Source organism: Tardiphaga sp. 866_E4_N1_4, assembly GCF_052076075.1.
Classification (GTDB): Bacteria; Pseudomonadota; Alphaproteobacteria; order Rhizobiales; family Xanthobacteraceae; genus Tardiphaga; species Tardiphaga robiniae.
Genome location: NZ_CP197242.1, coordinates 6,080,798 through 6,106,025 on the forward strand (window position 1 = coordinate 6,080,798; position 25,228 = coordinate 6,106,025).

Sequence of the window (25,228 nt, forward strand, 5' to 3'; positions counted from 1 at the left end):
AGAAACCTAAACAGCGAGAGTCGGAGACGATCATGAGAACCGCGATCACAGACCTGTTCGGGATCGAACATCCCATCATTCAAGGCGGCATGCACTATGTGGGCTTTGCCGAACTCGCCGCGGCCGTCTCGAATGCCGGTGGCCTCGGCATCATCACCGGATTGACTCAAAGAACGCCCGAGAACCTCGCGAAGGAAATCGCGCGCTGTCACGACATGACCGACAAGCCGTTCGGCGTGAACCTCACATTTCTGCCGACGTTCGACGCCCCGCCATATCCGGAATACATCGCCGCGATCAAGGAAGGTGGCATCAAGGCCGTCGAAACCGCTGGCCGAAGTCCTGAGCAGTACATGCCGGCCCTGAAGGAGGCGGGCATCAAAGTCATCCACAAATGCACATCCGTCCGCCATTCGTTGAAGGCGGAGAAGATCGGTTGCGACGCCGTCAGCGTCGACGGATTCGAATGCGGTGGTCATCCCGGCGAAGACGACATGCCAAACATGATTCTGCTGCCGCGCGCTGCCGAAGAACTGAAGATCCCGTTCGTTGCATCGGGAGGGATGGCCGACGCGCGTAGTCTGGTTGCGGCGCTCGCGATGGGCGCTGCGGGCATGAACATGGGCACCCGGTTCGTGGCAACCAAAGAGGCGCCCGTCCATCAGAACGTCAAGGATGCGATCGTCAAGGCGTCGGAACTCGATACGCGTCTAGTGATGCGCTCGCTGAGGAATACCGAGCGCGTTCTCAATAACGCCGGAGTCGAGCGGCTGATCGCAACCGAACAAGCTAAGGGCGACTCATTGGTCATCGGCGACATCATCAATGAAGTGGCGGGGGTGTATCCGAAAGTCATGGTCGACGGTGACATGGACGCCGGCGCCTGGAGCTGCGGCATGGTTGCGGGCCTCATCAACGACATCCCGACCGTCAAGGAACTGATCGATCGCATCATGGCGGACGCCGAAAGCATCATCCGCCAGCGCTTGACCGGTTTTCTTAACGCCTCTGCCTGCGAACCCCTGCGCGCCGCAAGCTGAGGACGATGGCATGACGGATCATTTGAAGACGGATGTCGTCGATGGCGTGATGACGCTCACGATCTCGCGTCCCGAGAAGAAGAACGCGCTGACCGGAGCGATGTACGACGCGATGTCGGAAGGCCTCGAACGCGCCGAAAGGGATCCTGCCGTCAAGGTCGTTCTGTTTCAGGGCGACGGCGACAGCTTCACCTCCGGCAACGACTTGGCGGACTTTGCCGCCCAGTCCACGGCAAACGAAACCACTGACAGCCCCGCGTTTCGCTTTATCGGCAATTTAGCAAAGGCGACCAAGCCGCTCGTCGCGGCCGTCCAGGGAAACGCCGTTGGTGTCGGAACCACGATGCTCCTGCATTGCGATCTGGTCTACCTGGCGGAGAATGCGCGCCTGATCACGCCTTTCGTCAACCTGGCGCTGGTGCCCGAAGCCGCGTCGAGTTGGTTGCTCCCTTCGCGGATCGGGCACGTGAGGGCGTATGCCATGTTCGCGTTGGGAGAGCCGATGGATGCGGTAACCGCACTTCAATGCGGACTTGCCAATGCCGTCGTCCCTATCGGCGATGTTCGTGCGAGGGCGGCGACCGCCGCCCTGACTTTGACGCAGCGTCCGACAGGCGCACTTCGCCATACAAAGCTTTTGATGCGGGAGCAGCAGGAAATGGTTGAAAGGATCGCTGAAGAGAGCGCTCTTTTCAAAGAGCGGCTTCAGAGCGCGGAAGCTCGCGAGGCCTTCTCTGCCTTTGCAGAGAAGCGAAAGCCCGATTTCACGAAAGTCTAACTTGGCGGCTAGAGAGCTGCGCCGGCAATCCATGACGATGATCAAGCGCCGAAACGAGTGTGCCCCTGCTGTGCCCCAGCTTTTCCGGGGCACACTTCGAGGGAATAAGGCCGCTAAGTACTTGAATGTGCTTGAATAATGGTGGGCGCACAAGGGATCGAACCTTGGACCTCTCCCGTGTGAAGGGAACGCTCTCCCGCTGAGCTATGCGCCCGGGATGCCGTACAGACCAAAAGGCCGGGCGGTAATGGCCCGGCGGGGACTGACGTCAATGGCGCGATTTAGGGAATAGGGGGCGGGGGTGTCAAGCAAACCCTGCCGCAAGTCAGCACAATAAGTCTCCCCGTCCGGCCGGACGGCCAATCCGGGTTCTAGGCCCGCGATTTAGCCCGGCTGCGGGGCGCGGGAGGCGTGGGACTGCAGCGCCCGGATCCGGTCGGCGAGGGTGCTGTTGGGGGCGAAACCTGCGTCATTGGCGGGGCGCGGCTGAGCTGTTGGGGCCGGTTCAGCGGCCAGAATTGCCTCGATGGGCGAATTCGGCCCTTCCAGTGTCATCGCCATTTTGGCCACTTCGGCGGCGATGTCGTTGATGCGCTCGCGCAGCAGCGCGTTTTCCATCCGCTCGGTGGCCCATGCGCTCTCGGCCTGCTGATGGACGCCGTTGAGGTCGCGCTGCAGCTTGGCGCGCTCCTCGCGGGCGGCGGCGAGCTCGGTCTCCACCGCGGCCTTCTCGGCGCGCAGCTTCTCGATGACGGGCGATCCCTTGGCGCCGTTCATGGCGGCGAGCTCGACGCGCAGGTCGCGCGCGATCTGTTCGGCGGCTTCATTGGCTTGGCGCAACTGGCTGTTCTCGAAATCGCGCTCGGCGAGGATCTTGGTCTGGGTCGAGAGCTGGCTCTCGAGATCGGTGACGCGGGCGCCGAGCTGTTCGGCTTCGCGGACCTGAATAGTGAGCTGCTGATCGAGATCAGTCACGCGCTGGCTGAGATTCTCGACGCGCGCGCGCGCCTCAGTGAGTTCACGCGTTGCGGTGTCGGACTCGCCGCGCTGCAGCTCCAGCCGGTGCTGCGTATTGGCGAATTCCTTTTCGGCATCGCCGACACGGCCCTTCAATTCCTCGACCTGCGCACGCACGGCGATGAGCTCGACCTGGCGGGTGTCGGCCACCATGGAGCGATCCGAGAGGTCGTGGTTCAGCTTGGCGAGTTCGCTCTGCTTGTCGCTCAGGGCCTTTTCGGCGGCGCGCAACGCTTCCGTCTTGCTGGTGAAGTCGGCCTCGGTGAGGCCGAGCTTTTCCTTCACGGCGGCTTCACGGGCTTCCAGCGCGAAGATCGTGGCGTTCTTTTCGCCGAGTTCAAGCTTCATGCGGTTGATGGCGTCGGACTTCTTGCCGAGTTCGGCGAGCTGGCTGGTGGTCTTGTTCTTGAGCTGGTCGACGCTCATTTCCAGCCGGCGTGCCGCCATCGCGAATTCCGCGCGCAGCTGGTCCTTGTCGGCCTGGATTTCCGCCATCGACAGCGGCGTCGCGGCTTCGAGCCGGCGGGTGGTGAGGCGGACGGCGCGGTTATGCACCAGCGGCATGATCATCAGGCCGCAGAGCATCGAGATCAGAAAACCGATCGCCAGATACATGATCGGTTCAACCATGACGAATGCTCCCACGCTCTCAAAATGCAGCGGTTAGCATGCCATGGCACCGCCGGCAAAGACAGCGTAACGCCTCGTTAACCTTTATTCAGCCGTTCAGAAGCGCTTGATCGCACGCCTTTCCGATCGAAGAGGTTAGAACGGGTTCCAGGTCGCGCTGGGGGTATATTTGAGATAGCCGATATTGGCGCCGAGCCGCAGGCCGAGACCCGAACGGATCGGCACCAGCACGACGTTGTTGGCCGTCAGTGCCGTCATGCCGAAGCCGCCGATAATGTAGGCGGAACCGTCGATACCGGCGAAGCGCTGATAGATCGCCTGGGTGGCGGGCAGGTTATAGACCAGCGTCATGGTGCGGGCGCCGTCGCCGCCCCAGTCGAAGCCGACCGAAGGGCCCTGCCAGTAGACGCGCAGATCGCCGGCATTCTTCGTATAGAGCGTACCTTCGCCGTAACGCAGGCCTGCCACAATCGCGCCGCTGCCTTCCTCACCGAGAATATAGCCGTTCGGCAGGCCCCACTGGCTGACGGCCTTTTCGATCACCGAAGCGAGGCCGCGCGAGACATTGCCGAAAAACCGGTGTCCGGCCGTCATGAGTTCTTCGGACCGATAGGTGTCCGGTGCGGCCTGGCCGCGCGGTGGTTGCTGCGCAGAAGCCGGCGAGAAGGCGAGCGTGAACGTGGCTAGCGCGACCGCTGCCAGGCGTGATGCGAAGGTCATGAAAAGAACCCCTGGTATTTCAAATTTGCGACCGCGGCTTTAACCGGATGCTGAGAAGCACGGTTTAACTCTGCAGTCATTGTCCCCGACTCCCTATACTATCGGTATCAACTATGACGGCACAACGGCGGGAATTGTCAGGCTGGAGCCGTGGAATTGCCTTGATTCTGCTGCTGGCGGCCGCTCTGGTCCCGACGGGCGCGCAGGCTGCGACCAGCGAGCGCGTGGTCACTGACCGATATACGGGTCTCGCAATCAGCGGTTTCGATCCGGTGGCCTATTTCACCGAAGGCCGCCCGACGCTGGGTCAGCCGGACTTCGAAATGTCGGAAGAGGGCACCGTCTGGCGCTTCCGCAATGAGGGCAACCGCGCCTCTTTTGCCGCTCATCCGGACATCTACGGTCCGCAATTCGGTGGCTATGATCCCGTCGATGTCGCCCGCGGGGTCGCCTTCGCCGGCAATCCGCGTTTGTGGCTCATTACGGGCGAACGCCTTTACCTGTTCGGCCGGGAGGAAACCCGCGATGCCTTTGCTGCGGCACCGGCCAAATATCTGCCCGGCGCGCGCAAGCGCTGGCCAGGCGTGCAGGATATCCTGGCGAAATAATGCGGGTTCAGCCGCGCGCGCTCGCGGCGGGGTCACCCCAGGCGATGAATTCCGGCACGATGAAGTCTTCCCGGTTGCCGCCGAAGCGAACCGCCTTGCCAAAGGTGTCGGTCACCTTGCCGCCTGCAGCCACCACCACGGCATGGCCCGCAGCCACATCCCATTCGCAGGTTGGCGCCAGCCGCGGATAGATGTCGGCCTGGCCCTCGGCCACGCGGCAGAATTTCAGCGCCGAGCCGAACTCCTGTCTGACAGCGCCGGGGCGGCTGGCGATGAAAGCCTCGGTTCGCTGGTCGCCATGGGAACGGCTGACCGCAGCGGTCCACGCTGCGCCCGCAGCGGGCGCTGCGCGGGTCCGGATCGATGTGACCTTGCGGATGGACAGGTCTGGTGCGAGTTCGACACGTTCTGCGCCGCGCCCGACCAGCCCGCGCCAGATCAGCCCGAGGGCGGGGGCGCCGACGATGCCGAGCAATGGTGCGCCATCGACGATCAGGGCGATGTTGACAGTGAACTCCTGGCGGCCGGCGACGAATTCCTTGGTGCCGTCGAGCGGGTCGATCAGGAACAGGGTGCCGGCATAAGGCGGTGTCGCCAGGTGCAGGCGCTCTTCGGACAGCGACGGGATTCCCGGAAACAGCCGGGCCAGTCCTTCGCCGATGACATGGTCGGCCGCGAGATCGGCTTCGGTCACGGGCGAGCCGTCGGCCTTGCCATCCACGGTCATGACAGTGCGGTTGACCTTGAGGATGGCGGCGCCGGCCTGCGCGGCGAGCTCGGTCAGCGGCTCCATCAGGACGGCAGCCCGCGCGGCATCCATGCGAGGTCGCGAATCATCCGTCATCGACTAGCCTTCATCCCCTGCATGTCATCCCCGTTCATTTCTACACGCGCCTGTTGCACCGGTGGACTGTGCCAGCCTTGTTGTGGTCGCGCCACCATCTGCGGTGTATCTAACCGTAAAGCAAATGCTTGATTCGCCGTTCATTCTGTGTGGCCCCAGGAGCGCATTTCATGTCCGACACTCCCACGCCAGGTCCGGCCCCCGATGCCCTTGAACTCGCGGCATTGCTCTGCTCGCGGGTCTGCCACGACCTGATCAGCCCCGTGGGCGCCATCGTCAACGGGTTGGAAGTGCTCGATGACAATCCCAAGCCGGAAGACAAGGAATTCGCGCTCGATCTGATCCGGAAGAGCGCCAAGACCGCATCGGCCCGCTTGCAGTTCTGCCGGCTCGCCTTCGGAGCCGCCGGCTCGGCGGGCGCGCAGATCGATCTCGGCGACGCGCAGACCATGTCGCGCGGTCATCTTGAAGACGCCAAGACCAAGATCGAATGGAATCTGCCGCGGCTTCTGCTGCCGAAGAACAAGGTCAAGCTGCTGCTCAACATGCTGGTAATCGCGCAGCAGACGATTCCGCGCGGCGGCGTGCTCAAGATCGATGGCATCGGCGAAGGTGAGCCGCAGGGTTTCAAGATCACGGCCGCAGGCCTCAACGCGCGCCTGCCGCAGGCCATCGTCGATATGCTGGCCTCGGAACAAGTTGGCAGCATCGATGCCCATGCCGTGCAGCCTTACTACACGCGGCTGCTGGCGCAGGCTTGCGGCCTCAAGGTGACCTTGGTGCCCGAAGGCGACGCCATCGTCGTCACCGCGATCTGATCGCAAACTCATTCAACTCTTAATGAACTCTTTACGAGTCCGCCGTTTGGCGGGCTCGTACGTGTGCGAGCATATAGCTAAATGTCGCATTCATTGTTTTTGGGAATGCTCAACTAATATTAAACGCTTTGCGGGGAAAGTAGCCAGACTTCGAAAGGCGTAGCGAAAGTCGCGAGCCTGGAGTGTGAAGGCCTATTTTCATGGATGATCTTCTCCGCGAGTTTTTGACGGAAACCAACGAGAGTCTGGATACGGTTGACAATCAGCTGGTCCGCTTCGAACAGGACCCGAATAACGCGAAAATTCTCGATAATATTTTTCGCCTGGTTCACACCATCAAAGGCACGTGCGGATTTCTCGGACTGCCCCGTCTCGAAGCCCTGGCCCACGCCGCCGAGACATTGATGGGCAAATTCCGCGATGGAATGCCGGTTACCGGAGAGGCGGTTACGCTCATCCTGACCACGATCGATCGCATCAAGGAAATTCTCAGTCAGCTCGAAGCCACGGAAGTGGAGCCGGAAGGCGTCGACGAAGATCTGATTGGCGAACTGCATCACATGGTCGAAAAAGGCATGGAATCGATGACGGAATCTGCTCCTCCGATCGCACCGGAAGCGCCTGTCGTGGCCGAGTCGGCCCCGTTGGTCGTTCCGACCCTGGAGCGTGAGCTGCGTCCCGGCGAAGTCTCGCTCGAAGAGCTTGAGCGCGCCTTCCAGGAAACCGCCATCGAAGTGGCACCGCCCGTAGCAGCTGCTGCGCCTGCGCCTGCAGCGCCCGTCGCGCCGCCGGCTCCGGTTGCTGAAAAGCCCGCCGCGCCGAAGGCTGCTGCTCCGAAGCCCGCTGCCAAGAAGACTGCAGTCGAGGTCGACCAGCCAGAAGCTGACAAGGTCGCGAACCAGTCGATCCGCGTGAATGTCGACACGCTCGAACATCTGATGACCATGGTCTCGGAGCTGGTGCTGACCCGCAACCAGCTGCTGGAAATCAGCCGTCGTCATGAAGACACCGAATTCAAGGTGCCGCTGCAGCGCCTGTCCACCGTGACCGCCGAACTGCAGGACGGTGTCATGAAAACGCGCATGCAGCCGATCGGCAATGCCTGGCAGAAGCTGCCGCGTATCGTGCGCGATCTGGCCGGCGAACTCGGCAAGCAGATCGAACTCGAGATGCACGGCGCCGATACCGAACTCGATCGCCAGGTGCTCGACCTTATCAAGGATCCGCTCACCCACATGGTGCGCAACTCGGCGGATCACGGCCTCGAAACGCCGGCTGAGCGCGCTGCCGAAGGCAAGCCGGAGCAGGGCACCATCCGTCTGTCCGCCTATCACGAGGGCGGCCACATCCTGATCTGCATCGCCGACAACGGCCGCGGCCTCAACACCGAGCGGATCAAGGCGAAGGCGATCTCGAACGGTCTGGCCACCGAAGCCGATATCGAGAAGATGTCGGAAGCCCAGATCCACAAGTTCATCTTCGCACCGGGCTTCTCGACTGCAGCTGCAGTTACCAGCGTCTCCGGCCGCGGCGTCGGCATGGACGTGGTGCGCACCAATATCGATCAGATCGGCGGCACCATCGACATCAAGTCTGTGGCCGGCGAAGGCTCCAGCGTCACCATCAAGATCCCGCTCACGCTGGCCATCGTGTCCGCGCTGATCGTCGAAGCCGGTGGTGATCGCTTTGCGATCCCGCAGCTCGCGGTCGTCGAACTGGTGCGTGCACGCGCCAACTCCGAACATCGCATCGAGCGCATCAAGGACACCCCGGTGCTCCGCCTGCGCAACAAGCTGCTGCCGCTGATGCATCTGAAGAAGCTGCTGCAGATCGATGACGGCTCGTCGGCCGATCCGGAGAACGGCTTCATCGTCGTGACCCAGGTGGGCAACCAGACCTTCGGCATCGTCGTCGATGGCGTCTTCCACACCGAAGAAATCGTCGTCAAGCCGATGTCCACCAAGCTCCGTCACATCGGTATGTTCTCCGGCAACACCATCCTGGGCGATGGCGCGGTGATCATGATTGTCGATCCGAACGGCATCGCGCAGGAGCTTGGTGCTCTGGCATCCAACGCTCACGAGATCGCTGACGAGAACGCCGCAATGCGCGCGATGAATGCAGAACAGCTGACGTCGCTGCTGGTGTTCCGCGCCGGCTCCGCACAGCCCAAGGCGGTGCCGCTCGGTCTCGTCACGCGCCTCGAAGAAGTGGGCGTTGACAAGGTCGAGCTGTCGAACGGCCGCTACATGGTCCAGTACCGCGATCAACTGATGCCGCTGGTGCAGATGGAAGGCGTGACCGTCCGTACGTCGGGTACCCAGCCAATCCTCGTTTTCGCAGACGACGGTCGCTCGATGGGTCTCGTCGTCGACGAAATCGTCGATATCGTCGAAGAGCGCCTGCATATCGAAGTGGCCAGCGGTCGCGAGGGAATCCTCGGCTCCGCTGTCATCAAGGGTCTCGCGACCGAAGTGATCGACGTCGGTCACTTCCTGCCGATGGCTTTCGCCGATTGGTTCTCGCGTAAGGAAATGCGTGTCTCGGCAACCGCCCAATCGGTGCTGCTGGTCGACGACTCCGCGTTCTTCCGCAACATGCTCTCGCCCGTGCTCAAGGCTGCCGGCTACAAGGTACGCGTCGCCACCAACGCCCAGGAAGGTTTGTCATTCCTGCGCTCGGGTCAGGAGGTCGACGTAATCCTCACCGATATCGAAATGCCGGATATGAACGGCTTCGAATTCGCCGAGACCATCCGTGCGGATCAGAAACTCAGCCACACGCCGATCATTGCTCTCTCGGCCATGATCTCCCCGGCTGCCATCGAGCGCGGTCGCCTCGCAGGTTTCCATGATTACGTCGCCAAGTTCGATCGCCCCGGCCTGATTGCGGCGCTCAAAGAACAGACCACTGAAGTTCGCCAGGCTGCGTGAGGGAAATCGCAATGACCACCACCACTACGACCACCACCACCAAGGCTCCGAGCGCTGACGGCGCGATCACCGAATACGTGACCACCATGATCGGTGGACAGCTGTTCGGCATGCCGATCTCGCGCGTGCAGGACGTGTTCATGCCCGAACGTCTGACCCGCGTGCCGCTGTCCTCCAGCGACGTCGCCGGCGTGCTCAATCTGCGCGGTCGAATTGTGACCGCGATCGACATGCGTTCGCGCCTTGGCCTGCCGAAGAACGATGACGGCAAGCCGCCGATGGCTGTGGGCGTCGATCTCCGCGGTGAATCCTATGGCCTGCTGATCGATTCGATCGGTGAAGTCCTGAAGCTCGCCGATGAGAGCCGTGAGGTGAATCCGGTCAATCTGGATCCGCGCATGGCCAAGATGGCCGATGGCGTCCATCGTCTCGATGGGCAACTGATGGTCGTACTCGACGTTGATCGCATCCTTGAAATCTCGCCTGACAAGCTGGCCGCCTAAGACCAGCACTTGGACAATTTTGTCCGCGGTGAAAATGAGGCTCACATGAAGACATGTCTGGTTGTCGATGACTCCAGTGTCATCCGTAAGGTCGCCCGTCGGATTCTCGAAGGTCTCGATTTCGAGATTACCGAAGCTGAAGACGGCGAGAAAGCGCTCGAAATCTGCAAGCAGAACCTGCCGGACGCCGTTCTGCTTGATTGGAACATGCCGGTGATGGATGGCTACGAGTTCCTCCGTAACCTGCGCCGCATGCCTGGCGGTGACGTTCCAAAGGTCGTGTTCTGCACGACCGAAAACGATGTGGCCCACATCGCGCGCGCGCTGCATGCCGGCGCGAACGAATACATCATGAAACCGTTCGACAAGGAAATCGTGTCGGCGAAGTTTCAGGAAGTCGGCCTGATCTAAGTTCTACGCCGGAATTGCGTATTCCACTTCCGGCGCCCGCCTTTTTGTTTGTGCATTTGTTTTGTCAGTGCATTTGTCGCGTTGTGTTGCGTCCGGTGAGTTCATGAGTGTTGATGTGATAAGTCCTCCTGTTGTCGATTCGCGGTATGAGCCACTGCGAGTCATGGTGGTGGACGACTCCGTCGTCATTCGCGGCCTGATCTCGCGCTGGATCGAGGCCGAGCCTGACATGGCCGTCGCGGCGTCGCTTCGCACTGGTCTCGATGCCGTCAACCAGATCGAGCGCATCAATCCCGACGTTGCGATTCTCGATATTGAAATGCCGGAGCTCGATGGCATTTCGGCGCTGCCGCAGCTGCTGGCGAAGAAGCGGAATCTCATTATCATCATGGCGTCGACGCTGACCCGCCGCAATGCGGAGATCAGCTTCAAGGCGATGTCGCTCGGCGCCGCCGACTACATTCCGAAACCGGAGAGTACCCGGGAGATTTCCGCAGCCGACATCTTCAAGCACGACCTGTTGCAGAAGATCCGTCATCTTGGCGCGAAGGTTCGCCGCCTGAAGTCGGCGACGACGCCGTCGATCGTGCCAGCTCCCGCGGCGCGTGAGGCTGCACCGTCTTTCAAGTCCGTGACATCAGTCGCCGCGCAGGCGCAACTCGTGAAGCGTCCTTTCAGCGCCACGATGCCACGCGCGCTGCTGATCGGTTCGTCCACTGGTGGTCCGCAGGCCCTGATGACGCTGGTTGCCGAAATCGGCGCCGTGATCGACAAGGTGCCGGTGCTCATCACGCAGCATATGCCGCCGACCTTTACGACCATTCTCGCCGAACATCTCGCCCGGGCCAGCAAGCGTCCGGCTCGCGAAGGTGTCGATGGTGAGATCGTCAAGGCCGGTCAGATCTACCTTGCGCCGGGCGGCAAGCATATGCGCGCCGTCAAGCAGGGTGCCAACATCGCCATCGCGCTTGATGACGGTCCGCCGGTGAATTTCTGCAAGCCTGCTGTCGATCCGCTGTTCACGTCTGCCATCGACGTCTGGCACGGCGCCATTCTCGCCGTTGTGTTGACAGGCATGGGTTCGGACGGCATGCGCGGCGGCAAGGATATCGTCGCGGCTGGCGGCAATGTCATCGCGCAGGACGAAGCATCGAGCGTGGTGTGGGGTATGCCCGGCGCTGCTGCCAATGCGGGCATCTGCTCGGCTATCCTGCCGCTCAATCAAATCGGTTCGAAAGTGGTTCGTCTTTTCTCGGGAGATCGATCATGACACCGGCAGACTATGATTTCCTGCGCAAGTTCCTGAAGGAGCGCTCGGGTCTCGATCTGTCTGCTGACAAGCAGTATCTGGTCGAAAGCCGGCTGATGCCGCTCGCGCGCAAGGCCAACCTGTCGGGCATTGAAGAGCTGGTCCAGAAGATCAAGAACGGCTCGTCCACGGTTGCGTCCGATGTGGTCGAGGCGATGACCACTAACGAAACCTTCTTCTTCCGCGACAAGGTCCCGTTCGACCATCTTCGTGACGTCGTGCTGCCGGAGATGATCCAGGCACGTGCCGCCCGCAAGAGCCTGCGGATCTGGTGTGCGGCTGCGTCCACCGGTCAGGAGCCGTATTCGATCGCGATGACCATCAAGGAAATGAGCGCCCAGCTCGCCGGATGGCGGATCGAGATCATCGGGACCGACATCTCGCAGCAGGTGCTCGAGAAGTCGAAGTCGGGCATCTACACCCAGTTCGAAGTCCAGCGCGGATTGCCGATCCAGCTGCTGGTCAAATACTTCAAGCAGACCGGCGAGATGTGGCAGATCAATCCGGAGATCCGGTCGATGATCCAGTACAAGCCGCTCAATCTGCTGCAGGACTTCTCCAGCATGGGCAAGTTCGACATCGTCTTCTGCCGCAACGTGCTGATCTATTTCGATCAGGAGATGAAGACGCAGATCTTTGGCCGCCTTGCCAAGTGCACGGAGCCTGATGGCTTCCTGGCGCTGGGCGCCGCAGAGACCGTTGTCGGTCTGACCGACGCGTTCAAGCCGCATGCCGACAAGCGTGGTCTGTACCGCCCGAACGTTTTGCGTGCCGCACCGTCGATCGTGCCGAGCATGACACCTGTGGGTCTGAAGGCTGCTGCTTCGCCGGCGCGCTGAGCGCCGTCACAGGATCGCGTGCGGAATGAAGCGCGACATGTTGCCGGTGATCGGATTCTCATCCTCGCGGATCGAGAGCCCGCATGGCACCTCATCGACCAGCCAGCTGCCCAGCACCGGATACTGATCCGCAAAGTTCGGCAGCGACATCAGCATCTGCCGGATGAAACCTTCTTCGCCATAGGGACCGGGCTGTGCATCGATGGCGCTGCCGGCGCTCACCAGCGTGACATTGGCGCCTTCGCGCGAATAGAGCGGCTTGCGCACATAGGATGTGCCGAGCTCAGCCGCTGCGGCATCGTCGTCGAAATAGGCCGGCAGCAGGTTCGGGTGGTTCGGAAACATCGCCCATAGCAGCGGCAGGATGCCCTTGTTGGACAGAATGGCCTTCCACGGTGGCTCGATCCAGCGCGTCGATGCGCCTTTCAGACGGCCACCGAATGCCTCGCGGAACATCCACTCCCACGGATAAAGCTTGAACATCAGGTCGATCGGCTGGTCCTTGAGATCGACAAAGTGCCCGCTGTCGGCGTAACCGATGTCCTTGATGTCGATCAGCGCCGGTGTGAGCCCGCCTTGCTGCGCGACATCAGCGAGATACTGCACTGTGCCGCGGTCCTCGGCATTGTCCATGGCGGCTGCGAGATGAATGGCTTTGTCGGCGCCGATCTTGCGCCAGGCCTCGATGAGCCGCTCATGCAGCGAGTTGTATTGATCGGCCCGCTTCGGGATGATCTGGCGCTCGATCGCCTGTTCGAGCCAGGTCCATTGAAACACCGCGGCCTCGAACAGTGAGGTTGGCGTGTCCGCATTGTATTCGAGCAGCTTTGCCGGACCTTTGCCGTCGAACTGGAAATCGAAGCGGCCGTAGAGGCTGGGATCGCTCCGTTGCCAGCTTGCTGCGATGAAGGTCCAGTAGGCCTGCGGGATCTTCAGCAGCCGCAGATAGCGCTCATCCTTGACCGCACGGCTCACCAGCTCGCGGCACATCGCGTTGAGTTCGGCAGTCGGGGCCTCGATCTGACGCTCGATCTCATCCAGCGTGAAGGCGTAGTAGGCGCGCTCGTCCCAATAGCGGTCGCCGGCCTCGGTATGAAATACGAAGCCCGTCGCGGCCGCTGTGGCCTGCCAATCGTCGCGCTCGGAGCATGCGATGCGTTGCATGAGAAACTAGCCGCCGCCGGAGAAATGCGATGCGAAGGAGCCGAAGCCACCATGGGTGACGTGGCTGCTGCTGGATGACGAGCTATCATATCCGCCGCTGGATGATGATCCGGTGCTGGCGAAGTTGCTGCGTCCCGAAGAACTGCTGCTGCCCCCTGAATAGCCATGGCCGCCGGAGGATGACGATGAACTGCGCTGCTGACACTCCTGCTGCTGGCCGGCGATGGCCGCGCGGTTCGGGTCGCAATGTTCGCTCGGCATCAGCGCATAAGCGCCGCCGCCCAAGGCCATGGTGCCCATGAGCAAGAGCGCCACGTGGTTGGAGCGTTTGCGCGACGGGGCTTCCTCATGCATCGGCTGTACGGGTCGGCGCTTGCCGAAGTTTTTCGCGGGCTCGCTTGTCATGGCGAATACACCATGGACGCCGCGTTGAGCACGCCGGCGGCAAGAGAGGCGAGGCCGAGCCAGAGGGCCGGGGCCATCTCGCCATTGGCGATGCGATCCGACAATTGCGGCACCGGAATGCGGAGAATGAAATAGACGGCGATCTGCACGATCAGCGCGATGATCGCCCAGATCAGGCAGTCGATGACATTGGCGGAGTGGACGATCGCGCTAGCCACCGGCAGCACGAAGCCGAGCAGGCTGAGCCCGAGTGCGATCGCAGCCGGCGCGCAATCCTTGCGGATCAGTGCGAACTCGTCATGTGCGGTCACGCGCAGATAGACGAACAGGTAGAGCATCACGGCGACAATGCCGGTGCAGAAATAGACCAGAAAGGCCGGCAGCCCGACCAGAGATTGCAGAACCATTCCGCCCCCGAAATGTGCGCCAAACATGATTGCTTGGTATTCGCCTATGGCATTCGTCGCTGTAAGCAAAGGGTGGGTTCATCCACGCAAACAAAAACCCCGCCTTTCGGCGGGGTTTCGTGAGAACTTTCGGGGAGTGACGCTTAAGCCGGCTTGAAACTCAGGCCGGGATGCGGATCTCTTCTTCGTGCGGCTCGCGGAGCACATAGCCACGGCCCCAGACGGTTTCGATGAAGTTGCGGCCTTCGGAAGCATTCGCCAGCTTCTTGCGCAGCTTGCAGATGAAAACGTCGATGATCTTCAGTTCGGGCTCGTCCATACCGCCATAGAGGTGGTTGAGGAACATTTCCTTGGTGAGGGTGGTGCCCTTGCGGAGCGAGAGCAGCTCCAGCATCTGGTATTCCTTGCCCGTCAGATGGACGCGCTGACCGCCGACTTCCACCGTCTTGGTATCGAGATTGACCACCAGGTCGCCGGTCTGGATGACCGACTGGGCGTGGCCCTTGGAGCGGCGCACGATCGCATGAATGCGGGCAACCAGCTCGTCCTTGTGGAAGGGCTTGGTCATGTAGTCGTCGGCGCCGACGCCGAGACCCTTGACCTTGTCCTCGATGCCGGCGAGGCCCGAGAGAATGAGGATCGGGGTCTTGATCTTGGACACCCGCAGCTGCTTGAGCACATCGTAACCGGACATGTCCGGCAGATTGAGATCGAGCAGGATAATATCGTAGTCGTAGAGCTTGCCGAGATCGACGCCCTCTTCTCCGAGATCCGTCGTATAGACGTTGAAACTCTCGGATTTGAGCATCAGCTCAATCGACTGCGCAACGGCGCTATCATCTTCAATTAGCAAAACGCGCATGCCAGTCCCCTTTAGTCGCCGCTCCGGGCGTCAGGTCGGCCGCCATACTTGCGGCACCAAAAAACGCCTACGAACAACTGATTCGGATCCTGACTGGATATGGTTAACAAAACCTGATTCTTCAGCGCAAGCTCTAATCGTGCAATTTTTGTCGAATCGCCATAAGATGTTGCAGCAAAGACTCTTTTTGTACCCGTACCCGCTCAAGCTCCACATTAAGAGCCGGACCTAACCGACTCCATCGACTCGCCCCTTCATTCTGATGGCGCGAATGCTCTCAGTCATCCAAGACAGTGACGTAATGATTAACGATGCGGGTAAACACGGGGTTAAGGCCGAGCCGGCAATGAAGCGAAACTTAAGGGTTTTGCAATGAAAGCCCTTGCGGAACAGATTACTGACCTCGATGGCGTCAATATTTACGGCCGGGTGGTCGGTGTTCGCGGGTTAATGGTTGAGGTGGCCGGGCCGATCCACGCGATGTCGGTCGGTGCCCGCATTACCATCGAGACCGGCACCAGCCGTTCCATCCCTGCCGAGGTGATTGGTTTCAGTGGCGACAACGCCGTGGTGATGCCCTTTGCCGGACTGGAAGGCGTACGTCGCGGCTGCCGGGCGGTGATCGCCAATGCCGCCAGCCAGGTGCGGCCCTCGATCGCCTGGCTCGGCCGCGTCGTGAACGCCATGGGCGAGCCGATCGACGGCAAGGGGCCGTTGCTGCAGGGTCCGGCACCGATGCCGTATCGCGCGTCTCCGCCGCCCGCCCATTCTCGCAAACGCGTCGGCGCGCCGCTCGATCTCGGGGTGCGCTCGCTCAATACCTTCCTGACCTGCTGCCGCGGCCAACGCATGGGCATCTTTGCGGGCTCCGGCGTCGGCAAGTCGGTGCTGCTGTCCATGCTGGCTCGCAATGTCGATGCCGACGTGTCGGTCATCGGCCTGATCGGCGAACGTGGCCGTGAAGTGCAGGAGTTCTTGCAGGAGGACTTGGGCGAAGAAGGTCTCGCACGCGCCGTCGTGGTCGTGGCGACTTCGGACGAGCCTGCCCTGATGCGGCGCCAGGCGGCCTATCTGACGCTGTCGATCTCAGAGTTCTTCCGCGATGAGGGCAAGGACGTCATGTGCATGATGGACTCCGTCACGCGTTTCGCCATGGCGCAGCGCGAGATCGGCCTGTCCGTCGGCGAGCCGCCGACCGCTAAAGGTTATACGCCGACGGTGTTCACCGAACTGCCGAAACTGCTGGAGCGGGCAGGGCCGGGCACCGATGAAGGCTCCATCACGGGCATCTTCACGGTGCTGGTCGACGGCGACGATCACAACGAACCCGTTGCGGACGCCGTGCGCGGCATTCTCGATGGCCATATCGTGATGCAACGCGGTATCGCCGAGCGCGGCCGCTATCCTGCTATCAATATTCTGAAGTCGGTGTCGCGAACCATGCCGCGGTCCTGCGATCCAGCCTATTTACCGACGATCACGAGGGCGCGGCAGATCATGGCGACCTATTCGGATATGGAAGAGCTGATCCGGCTGGGTGCCTATCGCGCCGGTTCCAGTCCGGAAGTGGACGAGGCGATCCGGCTCCATGAGCCGCTTGAGGCATTCCTGCGCCAACGCAAGGACGAAGTCTGCGGACTGGCCCAAGGCTATCAGCAACTGCAACAAATCGTTGGTGGTTTGGAAACGGAACGCTAACTTTGTCAGGCCATCATGACCCTCAGAGACGAATTTCGGCCGGTCCGCCCCTTGCGGTTGTCCGGTTGTGTCCCGCGTTGAGACTGGGACTTCTGGGGAGTATGAGTCGATGAAGTCACGTGACACCCTGATCCGCCTGAAGAAGTTCCAGGTCGATGAGAAGCGCCGCCGGGTCAATCAGATCGAAGGCATGATCGCGGATTTCCAGCGCATGTCGGTCGATCTCGAGCGCGAGATCCAGACCGAACAGGATCGCGCCGGTATTCAGGATCCCACTCACTTTGCCTATCCGACCTATGCGAAGGCTGCGATTCAACGTCGCGAGAACCTGACACGTTCGGCCGATGAGCTGCGCGTGCAGCTCGAAGACGCGAAGGCATTGCTGAGTGAAGCTTTCGAAGAACTCAAGAAGGTCGAACTGCTCGACGAGCGCGATCAGGCCCGTGCACGCGACGAAGAGAACGCACGCGAACAGGCCGACCTCGACAGCATTGGCCTGATGCGTGCCCGCATCGGCGCAGTGGCCTGATCCGCAGAAGCGGCGAGCCAACGAGCCTCAAAGATTGAAGTCATCAAGCCCGGGCCGCGAGGTCCGGGTTTGCTGTTTGTGGTCTATCCACAGCATAAACAGCGACATGGCCCGCTTGCTATAATCTATGTTACGACAGGTAATACCGCCGGGCGGCACCTCCGTAAGGCGAAAGGTATATTGAGGTTGGGGAGACGTAATGCTGACGCCGGCTGAGCTGGTCTGGCTTCTTGCCGCAGTTGCCAAAGGGGATGAAGCCGCCTTCGAGCGACTCTATGCAGCGACGCGCGCGAAACTCTTTGGCGTCGTGATCCGTATCTTGCGCAGACAGGATCTCGCCGAGGAAGTCATCCAGGAGGCCTATGTCAAGATCTGGAACAGCGCCGGGCAATTCAATCCCGGTGTTGCCTCGCCGATCACGTGGATGGCGTCGATCGCTCGTAACCGGGCTATCGATGTCGTTCGCAGGAGAAGCGAAACGTCTATCGAGGAAGAGCCGGCTGCAATGGAAGTGGCAGCCGATACACCTGACCCGCTCGCGCGACAGGAAATGACCGAAGAATTGAAGCGCTTGTTGGAGTGCGTGGGCCGGCTTGAACCGGACCGGCAGAAACTGGTGCTGCTTGCTTACTACAATGGTTGGAGCCGCGAACAACTCGCGACGAAGTTCGAAGCGCCGGTCAATACAGTGAAGACGTGGCTGCGCCGCAGTATGATGGACATCCGGGAGTGTCTGGGACTGACATGATGGCCTATAGCGAAGACCATATCGCGCTTGCCGCGGAATATGCGCTTGGCACGCTCAGTGCCGAAGAGCGCGTGCAGGTCGAGACCATGATGTCCGTTGACAAGGATTTTGCCGCTGTGGTCGAGGCGTGGGAGCGCAAGCTCGGCGTTTTGAATCAGATGGTCGGCCTTGTCGAGCCGCGTCCTGAAGTCTGGGAGAAAATCCGCGTTGCGATCGGTCTGGCCGGTACGCAAGAAGCGATCGTGCATCCGGAAGCGCCGCAGCCGGTCGCTGCAGCGGCGGTCGTTGCTGAGCAGCCTGCGATCGATCGCTCGACGCTCGATCGTTCGAACGTGATTGATTTCTCGGTCCAGGCAAAACGCTGGCGCGGTGTGGCCACCGGCATGACCGCGATTGCCGCCATGCTTGTTGCGCTGATTGCCGTACAGGCCTATCGCCCCGAATTGCTGCCGGCGGGTTTACGCCCGAAGGCAGCGCAACAGGTGGTGCAGGCGCCAGCGCCGGTCGCGCCGCCCGCAGCAGCTCAGTCGCAATACGTCGCCTTGTTGCAGACCGACGCCGCGTCACCCGCATTCATCCTCACTGTCGATGCGGCGACCAAAAACTTTACAGTGCGCAAGGTTGGCGCCGAACCGCAGGCCGGCAAAAGCTACGAGCTCTGGATTGTGTCCGACAAGCTGCAGCGTCCGCGTTCGCTCGGTGTGATCGGCAGCAACGACTTCACATCGCGCGCTGCACTCGCTGCCTATGATCCCGATGTCGTCAATCAGGCCACCTATGCCGTGACCGTCGAGCCGGAAGGCGGTTCGCCGACCGGTGCAGCCACCGGCCCGATCGTGTTCACCGGCAAGCTGATCGAAACGGTGCCGCCGGCACGGTGATCGTTTGGCTCTCTTGTCATCCGGCATTGGTCCTATGTTCGTCATTCCGGGGTGCATGAAAGCGGCAAAGCCGCTGTAATGCAAACCTCTCAATTGTCATTCCGGGACGCGCTCTTGCGCGGGCCCGGAATCCATAAACTCCACGTCAGCCGGAAAGCACCGGATACAAATCCATCCAGTTTGGATTTTGCTCTTCGATCAATCGGATCTTCCAGTCGCGGCGCCATTTCTTGAGTTCTTTCTCACGCGCAATGGCCGACAGGACGTCATCGTAGACCTCAAACCAAACGAGCTTGTCGACGTCATAACGTCGCGTGAAGCCGTCAACCACCTTGCTACGATGCTCGTAGACTCGCCGTATAAGGTCGTTCGTCACGCCAATGTATAGCGTGCCGTGTTTTCGGCTGGCCAGCAGATAGACGTAATACGTCATCGCGATTGCTGCGATTATCGGTGTTGGGATTCGGTGAGGAAAGTGTAGTTCGCGCAAAGCTAGGTGCAATGCGATTTTGAGCTCACTGGCTGTCATTCCGGGACGCGCCCGACAGGCGTAGCCGGCTGGGGGCGGGTCCGGAATCCATACGCGCGATCGTGGTTATGGATTCCGGGCTCGCGCAAGAGCGCGCCCCGGAATGACAATCGAAAGAATCGGGCTTAAACATTTTTTCCTATTGTTCTTGACAATGTCCTCAACAGGATTATCCTCCGCTCATCCGGTTCGCGAGGGGCGCTTCATGAGGCGTCTTGAAGTGGAACAGGGATGCGGCGCCTGCGGGTGTGGGGTGACGTACCCCGCGTACTCGGGAGGCCTTGGGTCACCGTCCGGCCCCACTACGGGGGTCTGCCACTCATGCTGGCTGGACGTGGCATTGGTGACGGCGGGAAACCGTCGGGATCAGCGGAGTGCGGAGCTCTGCGCCTTTGCCCGGAAGAACGGTCCCGGGGACAGAAATCGCCGCGGTGGCGCGCCGTGAGGCGTTGCGCGGTTGCAGCTTGCCGGCGTTCCGGTGGAGCGGACCGCGATAAAAAACCACCCTTTGCGCCTCACGGCGCGCTGCCACCCCTCATCTATCTGAGGGGGACTGCTCACACCTCGGACGCGCAAGCGCCGCGAGAGGGGAGAGCGTGGCTGTTTGAAATTTGAATCTGTGATGTGGCGCGCTGGCGCGCAGAGTATCCCTCCCACTGCGCAGCTGCGCTGCTTGAGGGAGGGAGAAGCAAGAAAGCACCCCACAAAAGAAAAACGCCCGTGGGGAGCGGGCGTTTTCCATTCAGAAGTCCACTCGGGGGGAAGTGGAGCTTCTATGTATTCACCTGACGACCTTGGGGGACATCGCCACGCGAATTCCTGAATTTCTTAGCGGACCATGCTGGCGTTCGAAGTGGTGACAGCAACCGGCTGGCCTGCTTTGATCACACGAGCGCTGGCGGTCTGGCTGTAGCCTTCGTCAGCATTCATGCGGGCCGAGATTCCGAAGCCTGCCACGAAGATACCGGCGACCAGAGCAACGATCACCACCTTGAGGTGGGTCATGCGATCCGCGCTGTAAATCGAGTGGTTCATTGGAAACGCTCCCTGCCGTCTTACTCTGCCTACGACCGTTTGTGTCGTGTCCGCGTCGGCAGGTTCAACTCATCACGCATAGGAAACGTGGTGTTGGGTCGTTCAGTTCCAAATAGTCGATCACAAGGCAGTGATAAGACGTGATCCGGCGCGATTGAAGCACCCGGCCTGGCCCTGAAATTCATAAATTATTATTTATTATCAGAGCGTTGAGAGTGATTCGTGCCGTCGCCCCGAAATGGCCTCGGGATGCGACATTCTGGCAAATCTCTTGTCTGTGACGAATTTACATCGGTTTCGGGCAAGGTTGCTAGCCTCTTGCCGCCGAATCAGACGCTTCCGACGGTCTTCAGGCGCGCACGGGGGTGGATTTCCGCCTGGGACAGCACGGTGGTTTGTGCGCGGAACCGTTCCACCAGCGAGCGCACGAACGGCCGGATCGAGGCCGAGGTGACCAGCACCGGCGCTTCGCCTTCGCGCGCAGCCTGTTCGAAACGATCGCGCACGGTGGTCATGAACTCTGACAGCTTCGACGGCTGCATCGCGAGACTGCGTTCTTCGCCGGTGCCGATGATCGATTCCGCGAAGGCCTGCTCCCACTGCGCCGACAGTGCGATGAGCGGCAGGTAGCCGTTGTAGGACGTGTTCTGCGCGCAGATCTGTCGCGCGAGGCGCGCACGTACATGCTCGACGATGGTCGATGGGTTGCGCGAGAAGGCGAGGGCGTCGGCAATGCCTTCGAGGATGGTCGAGAGATCGCGCACCGAAATACGTTCGGTGAGCAGCAATTGCAGCACGCGCTGGATGCCCGACACGGTGATGAGCGACGGGACGATATCCTTGACCAGTTCGCCTTGTTCCTTCGGCAGGTCCTTCAGCAGCTTCTGCACTTCGCCGTAGGACAAGAGGTCCGACATATTGCCCTTCAGCAGCTCTGTCAGATGCGTCGACAAGACCGTGGCGGCGTCGACCACGGTGTAGCCCTTGAGCGAGGCTTCTTCCTTCAGGCCGGCATCGACCCAGGTCGCGGGCAGGCCGAAGGTCGGCTCGGTGGTGTGAATGCCCGGCACGTTGACCTGGTTGCCGCCGGGATCCATGACCATGAACTGGTTCGGCCAGATGCGGCCGGTGCCGGCGTCTACTTCCTTGATCTTGATGATGTAGGTGTTGGCTTCGAGCTGCACGTTGTCCAGAATTCGGACCGACGGCATCACGAAACCCATTTCGACAGCGAGCGACTTGCGCAGCGCCTTGATCTGCTCGGTGAGGCGATCGGTGCCGTCCGGGCCATTGACCAGTGGCAGCAGCGCGTAGCCCAGCTCGATCTTGAGGTCGTCGATCTTCAGCGATGCGGAGATCGGCTCGTCCGCGGCGGCAGCTTGTGCGGCGGCGGCGGCGGCCGGTGCTGCGGCCTGATGCGCGACTTCGGCACGCGCAACCTTGTTGCGCTTGTTGGCGGTGACGGCGAGATAGGCTGCGCCGCCGCCGAGCGCGAGGAACGGCAGCATCGGAATGCCCGGCAGCAGCGCCAGCGTCAGCATGACGCCGGCCGACATGCCGAGCGCCTGCGGATAGCCGGAGAATTGCTTGATCAGCGTCTTGTCGGCGGCGCCGGTAATGCCCGCCTTCGAGACGAGCAGGCCTGCGGCGGTCGAGACAATCAGCGCCGGAACCTGGGTGACCAAGCCGTCGCCGACGGTCAGCAGTGTATAGGTGCGGCCGGCTTCCGAGAACGACAGGCCCTGCTGCGCGACACCGATGATGATCCCGCCGATGACGTTGATGGCGGTGATGAGCAGGCCGGCAATGGCATCGCCGCGGACGAACTTGGAAGCACCGTCCATGGCGCCGAAGAAGCCACTTTCGTCTTCGAGATCCTTGCGGCGCGCCTTGGCGGTGGCCTCGTCGATCAGGCCAGCCGACAGATCGGCGTCGATCGCCATCTGCTTGCCGGGCATCGAGTCCAGCTGGAAGCGTGCCGCGACTTCGGCGATACGGCCCGAACCCTTGGTGATGACGATGAAGTTCACGATCACGAGGATCGCGAACACGACGATGCCGATGACGAAATTGCCACCCATCACGAAATTGCCGAACGCCTCGATGACGTGGCCGGCCGCGGCGGTGCCTTCGTGGCCATGCGACAGGATCAGGCGGGTCGACGCCAGGTTCAGCGACAGCCGCAACATGGTCGAGATCAGCAGCACGGTGGGGAACGACGAGAATTCCAGCGGCGTCTGGGTGAACAGAGCCGTCATCAGGATCAACACCGACATGGTGATGGAGATCGCGAGGAACAGATCCATCACGATGGCTGGCAGCGGCATGATCAGGACGACAAGGATGATCAGAACGCCGAATGCGAGGCCGATATCGCCGCGCAAGACGTTCGTCCTGATGCTGGCGAAGTCGAAACCGCCGCTCTTGGGTGCTCCGAGGCCCTGACCCGCGATCAAATCCGTCATCGATGCCGCTTCCCCGCGCGAATGTCGTTCGCGACTGCCGAACGTCTGCGCAGCGGCCGAAGGGCCGCCGATCCGCAAGTGAGGCACCGCACTGGCATCCACGGGCATTCCCCCGGTCAGCTGACGAGACGCGACTCCACTCGGCAATTTTTGCCGTGTGTATGGTTAGCAAAGGGTTAACGAGGCGTTACTGAGCGGCTTTGCCACAAGCCCGGAGCCAGTTTTGGCCGAAACGGTCTGTTGCACTGTTTCTGCATGCCTAATCCTTCGGCATATCGCTTGACCCGTGGGCACACGCCGAGGATGTTGCCGCCGTGACCATCGCGACCCCCACCTCAGATTCGACGCCGTTCCTGCCTGACTCCCGTCAGGCCTGGATCCGGCTGTCGCTTGCCTTGATCATCGGCTCGCTCGGGTCAGTCGGCATGTGGTCGGTGGTAGTGGCGCTCCCGGCCGTGCAGGCCGATTTCGCGGCCAGCCGCGGCGCGGCGTCGCTGGCCTTTACCCTGACCATGGTCGGCTTCGGTCTCGGCGGCGTGGTGGCCGGCAGGCTCACGGACCGGTTTGGCATCGTGGCCACGATTGCGCTTGCGACCGTCCTGATGGGGGCCGGTTATCTTCTCGCGTCGCAGTCCACGGCGCTCTGGCAGTTCAATCTTATTCACGTGGTGATCGGGGCAGGATCGTCGGCAACCTTCGGGCCGCTGATGGCGGAGGCGTCGCACTGGTTCGAACGCCGGCGCGGCATCGCGGTGACTGTCGCTGCAACCGGCAGCTATATCGGCGGCACGCTCTGGCCGCCGATTGTCAGCTGGGGCATTCTGACTTTTGGTTGGCGCTCGACGCATATCAGTGTCGGGGTCGTCACAACCGTCCTGATGCTCCTGATGCTTGTGGTTCTGCGCGCGCAGATGGGCACGGTCACACGACGTAGTCACGTCAATGCGCCGCCGCCCAAGGTCGATCTCCAGCTCAGCAACAACACGCTGACGACGCTTCTCTTTGTGGCCGGCATCGGTTGCTGTGTCGCCATGGCGATGCCGCAGGTGCATATCGTCGCTTATTGCGGAGATCTCGGCTACGGCGTGACGCGCGGCGCCGAGATGTTGTCGCTGATGCTGGCCTGCGGGATTGTCAGCCGTGTTGGCTCGGGTTTTCTGGCCGATCGTATCGGTGGCATCCGCACACTGCTGATTGGCTCATTGCTGCAGGGATTCGCACTGCTGTTCTATTTGTTCTTCGACAGCCTGGCCTCGCTTTACATTATCTCGGCGATGTTCGGCCTGTTCCAGGGCGGTCTGGTGCCGGCCTATGCCATCATCATCCGCGAGGCGATGCCCGCATCGCAGGCGGCTACGCGTGTCGGCATTGTCATATTGGGCACGGTAGGAGGCATGTCACTTGGCGGTTGGATGTCGGGCGTCATCTTCGACGCTACGGGCTCCTACGCGGCAGCGTTCATGAACGGCCTCGCTTGGAATGCACTCAACGTCACCATCATCACGGCGCTGATGCTGCGGGCGCGCCGCAGGTTAATTTTCTCCTCGGGCGCATCGGTCGCCTAAGGCGTCAGATCCTGCACCGGTGGCATCGCCGGAAATCCATCGATCGGTACGTTTTCGAGCGCGCGTTTGGCCGGGCCGCTACCGAACATGCAGTCCAGCGTCGGCTCGGCAATCGCCGTCATGGTCCGCGGGATCAAGCTTCGTTTGTCCGGCGGCAGCCAGTTCTCGTTCAGCGTGGGGACGCCGCGCTCGGTGACCCCGTAGAGGATAGCGTCGAGAATATCGCGATCGCCGATCTCGCCGATCAGCGCGGTGCGGACGCAGTCGCAGATCGCTTCGGGATGCGCGTAGCGCGACACCATGAAGGGCGCGCAGAGCCGAATGAACTCGCCGCGCGGATCGGGCATCAGGGATAGGCGACGCGTGTCAGTCATCGCGATGGTCGACACCCCGCACGCCAACAGGCTGCCCAGGACAATGGGAGACAGTGTGCTGAGGGACAGGTACCGCAACAAATTCACCCGGGAAGCAACCGTAGGACGAGAGACGT

25 protein-coding genes and 1 tRNA gene are annotated in these 25,228 nt (G+C 61.4%); 14 read left to right on the forward strand and 12 right to left on the reverse strand.

Annotated elements, in window-relative coordinates; translation table 11 throughout:
- Positions 1-32 precede the first annotated feature (32 nt).
- On the forward strand, positions 33-1,040 hold the full coding sequence (locus tag AB8B20_RS29210; protein ID WP_439070655.1) for an NAD(P)H-dependent flavin oxidoreductase: 1,008 nt from the start codon (positions 33-35) through the stop codon (positions 1,038-1,040).
- Positions 1,041-1,050: 10 nt separating this feature from the next.
- Positions 1,051-1,818, forward strand: a complete 768-nt coding sequence (locus tag AB8B20_RS29215) for an enoyl-CoA hydratase (protein WP_089267526.1) — start codon at positions 1,051-1,053, stop codon at positions 1,816-1,818.
- 139 nt (positions 1,819-1,957) lie between these two features.
- Here the strand turns inward: AB8B20_RS29215 and AB8B20_RS29220 are convergent.
- The 3 genes from AB8B20_RS29220 to AB8B20_RS29230 form a co-directional block, all read right to left on the reverse strand.
- Positions 1,958-2,032 (reverse strand) — tRNA-Val (locus tag AB8B20_RS29220).
- A 170-nt stretch (positions 2,033-2,202) separates the two neighbouring features.
- Positions 2,203-3,465, reverse strand: a complete 1,263-nt coding sequence (locus tag AB8B20_RS29225; protein ID WP_231077695.1) for a hypothetical protein — start codon at positions 3,463-3,465, stop codon at positions 2,203-2,205.
- A gap of 135 nt (positions 3,466-3,600) precedes the next feature.
- Positions 3,601-4,185, reverse strand: a complete 585-nt coding sequence (locus AB8B20_RS29230; RefSeq protein WP_089267524.1) for a DUF1134 domain-containing protein — start codon at positions 4,183-4,185, stop codon at positions 3,601-3,603.
- A 113-nt stretch (positions 4,186-4,298) separates the two neighbouring features.
- On the opposite strand from AB8B20_RS29230, the gene AB8B20_RS29235 reads away from it, so the two are divergent.
- Entirely contained in the window at positions 4,299-4,793 is a 495-nt protein-coding gene (locus AB8B20_RS29235; RefSeq protein ID WP_199712043.1) for a YHS domain-containing (seleno)protein, read from the forward strand.
- 7 nt (positions 4,794-4,800) lie between these two features.
- Here the strand turns inward: AB8B20_RS29235 and cysQ are convergent, their stop codons facing one another.
- The gene (cysQ, locus tag AB8B20_RS29240; RefSeq protein WP_439070656.1) at positions 4,801-5,637 is read right to left on the reverse strand and encodes a 3'(2'),5'-bisphosphate nucleotidase CysQ; all 837 of its coding nucleotides are present in this window, start codon (positions 5,635-5,637) and stop codon (positions 4,801-4,803) included.
- Between the two features lie 170 nt (positions 5,638-5,807).
- On the opposite strand from cysQ, the gene chpT reads away from it, so the two are divergent.
- The 6 genes from chpT (at position 5,808) to AB8B20_RS29270 (ending at position 12,450) form a co-directional block, all read left to right on the forward strand.
- Entirely contained in the window at positions 5,808-6,455 is a 648-nt protein-coding gene (gene chpT / locus AB8B20_RS29245) for a histidine phosphotransferase ChpT (RefSeq protein WP_068737134.1), read from the forward strand.
- Positions 6,456-6,655: 200 nt separating this feature from the next.
- Positions 6,656-9,388, forward strand: coding sequence for a hybrid sensor histidine kinase/response regulator (locus tag AB8B20_RS29250; protein ID WP_439070657.1), 2,733 nt, complete (start codon positions 6,656-6,658; stop codon positions 9,386-9,388).
- Positions 9,389-9,399: 11 nt separating this feature from the next.
- A complete protein-coding gene (locus AB8B20_RS29255; protein WP_184514419.1) occupies positions 9,400-9,891 on the forward strand; it encodes a chemotaxis protein CheW in 492 nt (163 codons plus the stop codon).
- Positions 9,892-9,936: 45 nt separating this feature from the next.
- Positions 9,937-10,302 (forward strand): response regulator, encoded by a 366-nt coding sequence (locus AB8B20_RS29260; protein WP_068737128.1) that lies wholly within the window; start codon positions 9,937-9,939, stop codon positions 10,300-10,302.
- 103 nt (positions 10,303-10,405) lie between these two features.
- Entirely contained in the window at positions 10,406-11,572 is a 1,167-nt protein-coding gene (locus tag AB8B20_RS29265) for a protein-glutamate methylesterase/protein-glutamine glutaminase (protein WP_093760980.1), read from the forward strand.
- Positions 11,569-12,450, forward strand: coding sequence for a CheR family methyltransferase (locus AB8B20_RS29270; RefSeq protein ID WP_439070658.1), 882 nt, complete (start codon positions 11,569-11,571; stop codon positions 12,448-12,450). The genes AB8B20_RS29265 and AB8B20_RS29270 overlap by 4 nt, the downstream gene beginning before the upstream one ends.
- 6 nt (positions 12,451-12,456) lie before the next feature.
- On the opposite strand, the gene AB8B20_RS29275 is transcribed toward AB8B20_RS29270, so the two are convergent.
- From AB8B20_RS29275 to ctrA, 4 genes are all read right to left on the reverse strand, one after another.
- Complete coding sequence (locus AB8B20_RS29275) at positions 12,457-13,614, reverse strand: glutathionylspermidine synthase family protein (RefSeq protein WP_439070659.1); 1,158 nt, start codon at positions 13,612-13,614, stop codon at positions 12,457-12,459.
- Between the two features lie 6 nt (positions 13,615-13,620).
- Positions 13,621-14,019 carry a hypothetical protein gene (locus AB8B20_RS29280; RefSeq protein ID WP_439070660.1) on the reverse strand — a complete coding sequence of 133 codons (399 nt, stop codon included), beginning with the start codon at positions 14,017-14,019 and terminating at the stop codon, positions 13,621-13,623.
- Positions 14,016-14,426, reverse strand: coding sequence for a DUF350 domain-containing protein (locus AB8B20_RS29285; protein WP_089267516.1), 411 nt, complete (start codon positions 14,424-14,426; stop codon positions 14,016-14,018). The genes AB8B20_RS29280 and AB8B20_RS29285 overlap by 4 nt, the downstream gene beginning before the upstream one ends.
- Before the next feature lie 160 nt (positions 14,427-14,586).
- Positions 14,587-15,288: a response regulator transcription factor CtrA gene (ctrA, locus tag AB8B20_RS29290; RefSeq protein WP_068737116.1), complete on the reverse strand. Its 702-nt coding sequence runs from the start codon at positions 15,286-15,288 to the stop codon at positions 14,587-14,589.
- A 372-nt stretch (positions 15,289-15,660) separates the two neighbouring features.
- Here ctrA and fliI point away from each other — a divergent pair, with 372 nt between their 5' ends.
- From fliI to AB8B20_RS29310, 4 genes are all read left to right on the forward strand, one after another.
- Positions 15,661-16,986 carry a flagellar protein export ATPase FliI gene (gene fliI, locus AB8B20_RS29295; protein ID WP_089267515.1) on the forward strand — a complete coding sequence of 442 codons (1,326 nt, stop codon included), beginning with the start codon at positions 15,661-15,663 and terminating at the stop codon, positions 16,984-16,986.
- 109 nt (positions 16,987-17,095) lie between these two features.
- The gene (gene fliJ / locus AB8B20_RS29300) at positions 17,096-17,515 is read left to right on the forward strand and encodes a flagellar export protein FliJ (protein WP_068737112.1); all 420 of its coding nucleotides are present in this window, start codon (positions 17,096-17,098) and stop codon (positions 17,513-17,515) included.
- A 199-nt stretch (positions 17,516-17,714) separates the two neighbouring features.
- A complete protein-coding gene (locus AB8B20_RS29305; protein WP_439070661.1) occupies positions 17,715-18,263 on the forward strand; it encodes a sigma-70 family RNA polymerase sigma factor in 549 nt (182 codons plus the stop codon).
- A complete protein-coding gene (locus tag AB8B20_RS29310; RefSeq protein ID WP_231081175.1) occupies positions 18,263-19,144 on the forward strand; it encodes an anti-sigma factor in 882 nt (293 codons plus the stop codon). Before AB8B20_RS29305 ends, AB8B20_RS29310 begins: the two co-directional genes overlap by 1 nt.
- 145 nt (positions 19,145-19,289) lie before the next feature.
- On the opposite strand, the gene AB8B20_RS29315 is transcribed toward AB8B20_RS29310, so the two are convergent.
- The 3 genes from AB8B20_RS29315 to flhA form a co-directional block, all read right to left on the reverse strand.
- Positions 19,290-19,577, reverse strand: coding sequence for a GIY-YIG nuclease family protein (locus AB8B20_RS29315; RefSeq protein ID WP_439070662.1), 288 nt, complete (start codon positions 19,575-19,577; stop codon positions 19,290-19,292).
- Between the two features lie 924 nt (positions 19,578-20,501).
- Positions 20,502-20,708 carry a hypothetical protein gene (locus AB8B20_RS29320; RefSeq protein ID WP_068737106.1) on the reverse strand — a complete coding sequence of 69 codons (207 nt, stop codon included), beginning with the start codon at positions 20,706-20,708 and terminating at the stop codon, positions 20,502-20,504.
- 329 nt (positions 20,709-21,037) lie between these two features.
- The gene (flhA, locus tag AB8B20_RS29325) at positions 21,038-23,275 is read right to left on the reverse strand and encodes a flagellar biosynthesis protein FlhA (protein ID WP_089267512.1); all 2,238 of its coding nucleotides are present in this window, start codon (positions 23,273-23,275) and stop codon (positions 21,038-21,040) included.
- Between the two features lie 212 nt (positions 23,276-23,487).
- On the opposite strand from flhA, the gene AB8B20_RS29330 reads away from it, so the two are divergent.
- The gene (locus tag AB8B20_RS29330) at positions 23,488-24,738 is read left to right on the forward strand and encodes an MFS transporter (RefSeq protein ID WP_439070663.1); all 1,251 of its coding nucleotides are present in this window, start codon (positions 23,488-23,490) and stop codon (positions 24,736-24,738) included.
- Here AB8B20_RS29330 and AB8B20_RS29335 read toward each other — a convergent pair.
- Positions 24,735-25,112, reverse strand: a complete 378-nt coding sequence (locus AB8B20_RS29335; RefSeq protein ID WP_439070664.1) for a hypothetical protein — start codon at positions 25,110-25,112, stop codon at positions 24,735-24,737. The two genes, AB8B20_RS29330 and AB8B20_RS29335, sit on opposite strands and share 4 nt — an antisense overlap.
- Positions 25,113-25,228: the final 116 nt, after the last annotated feature.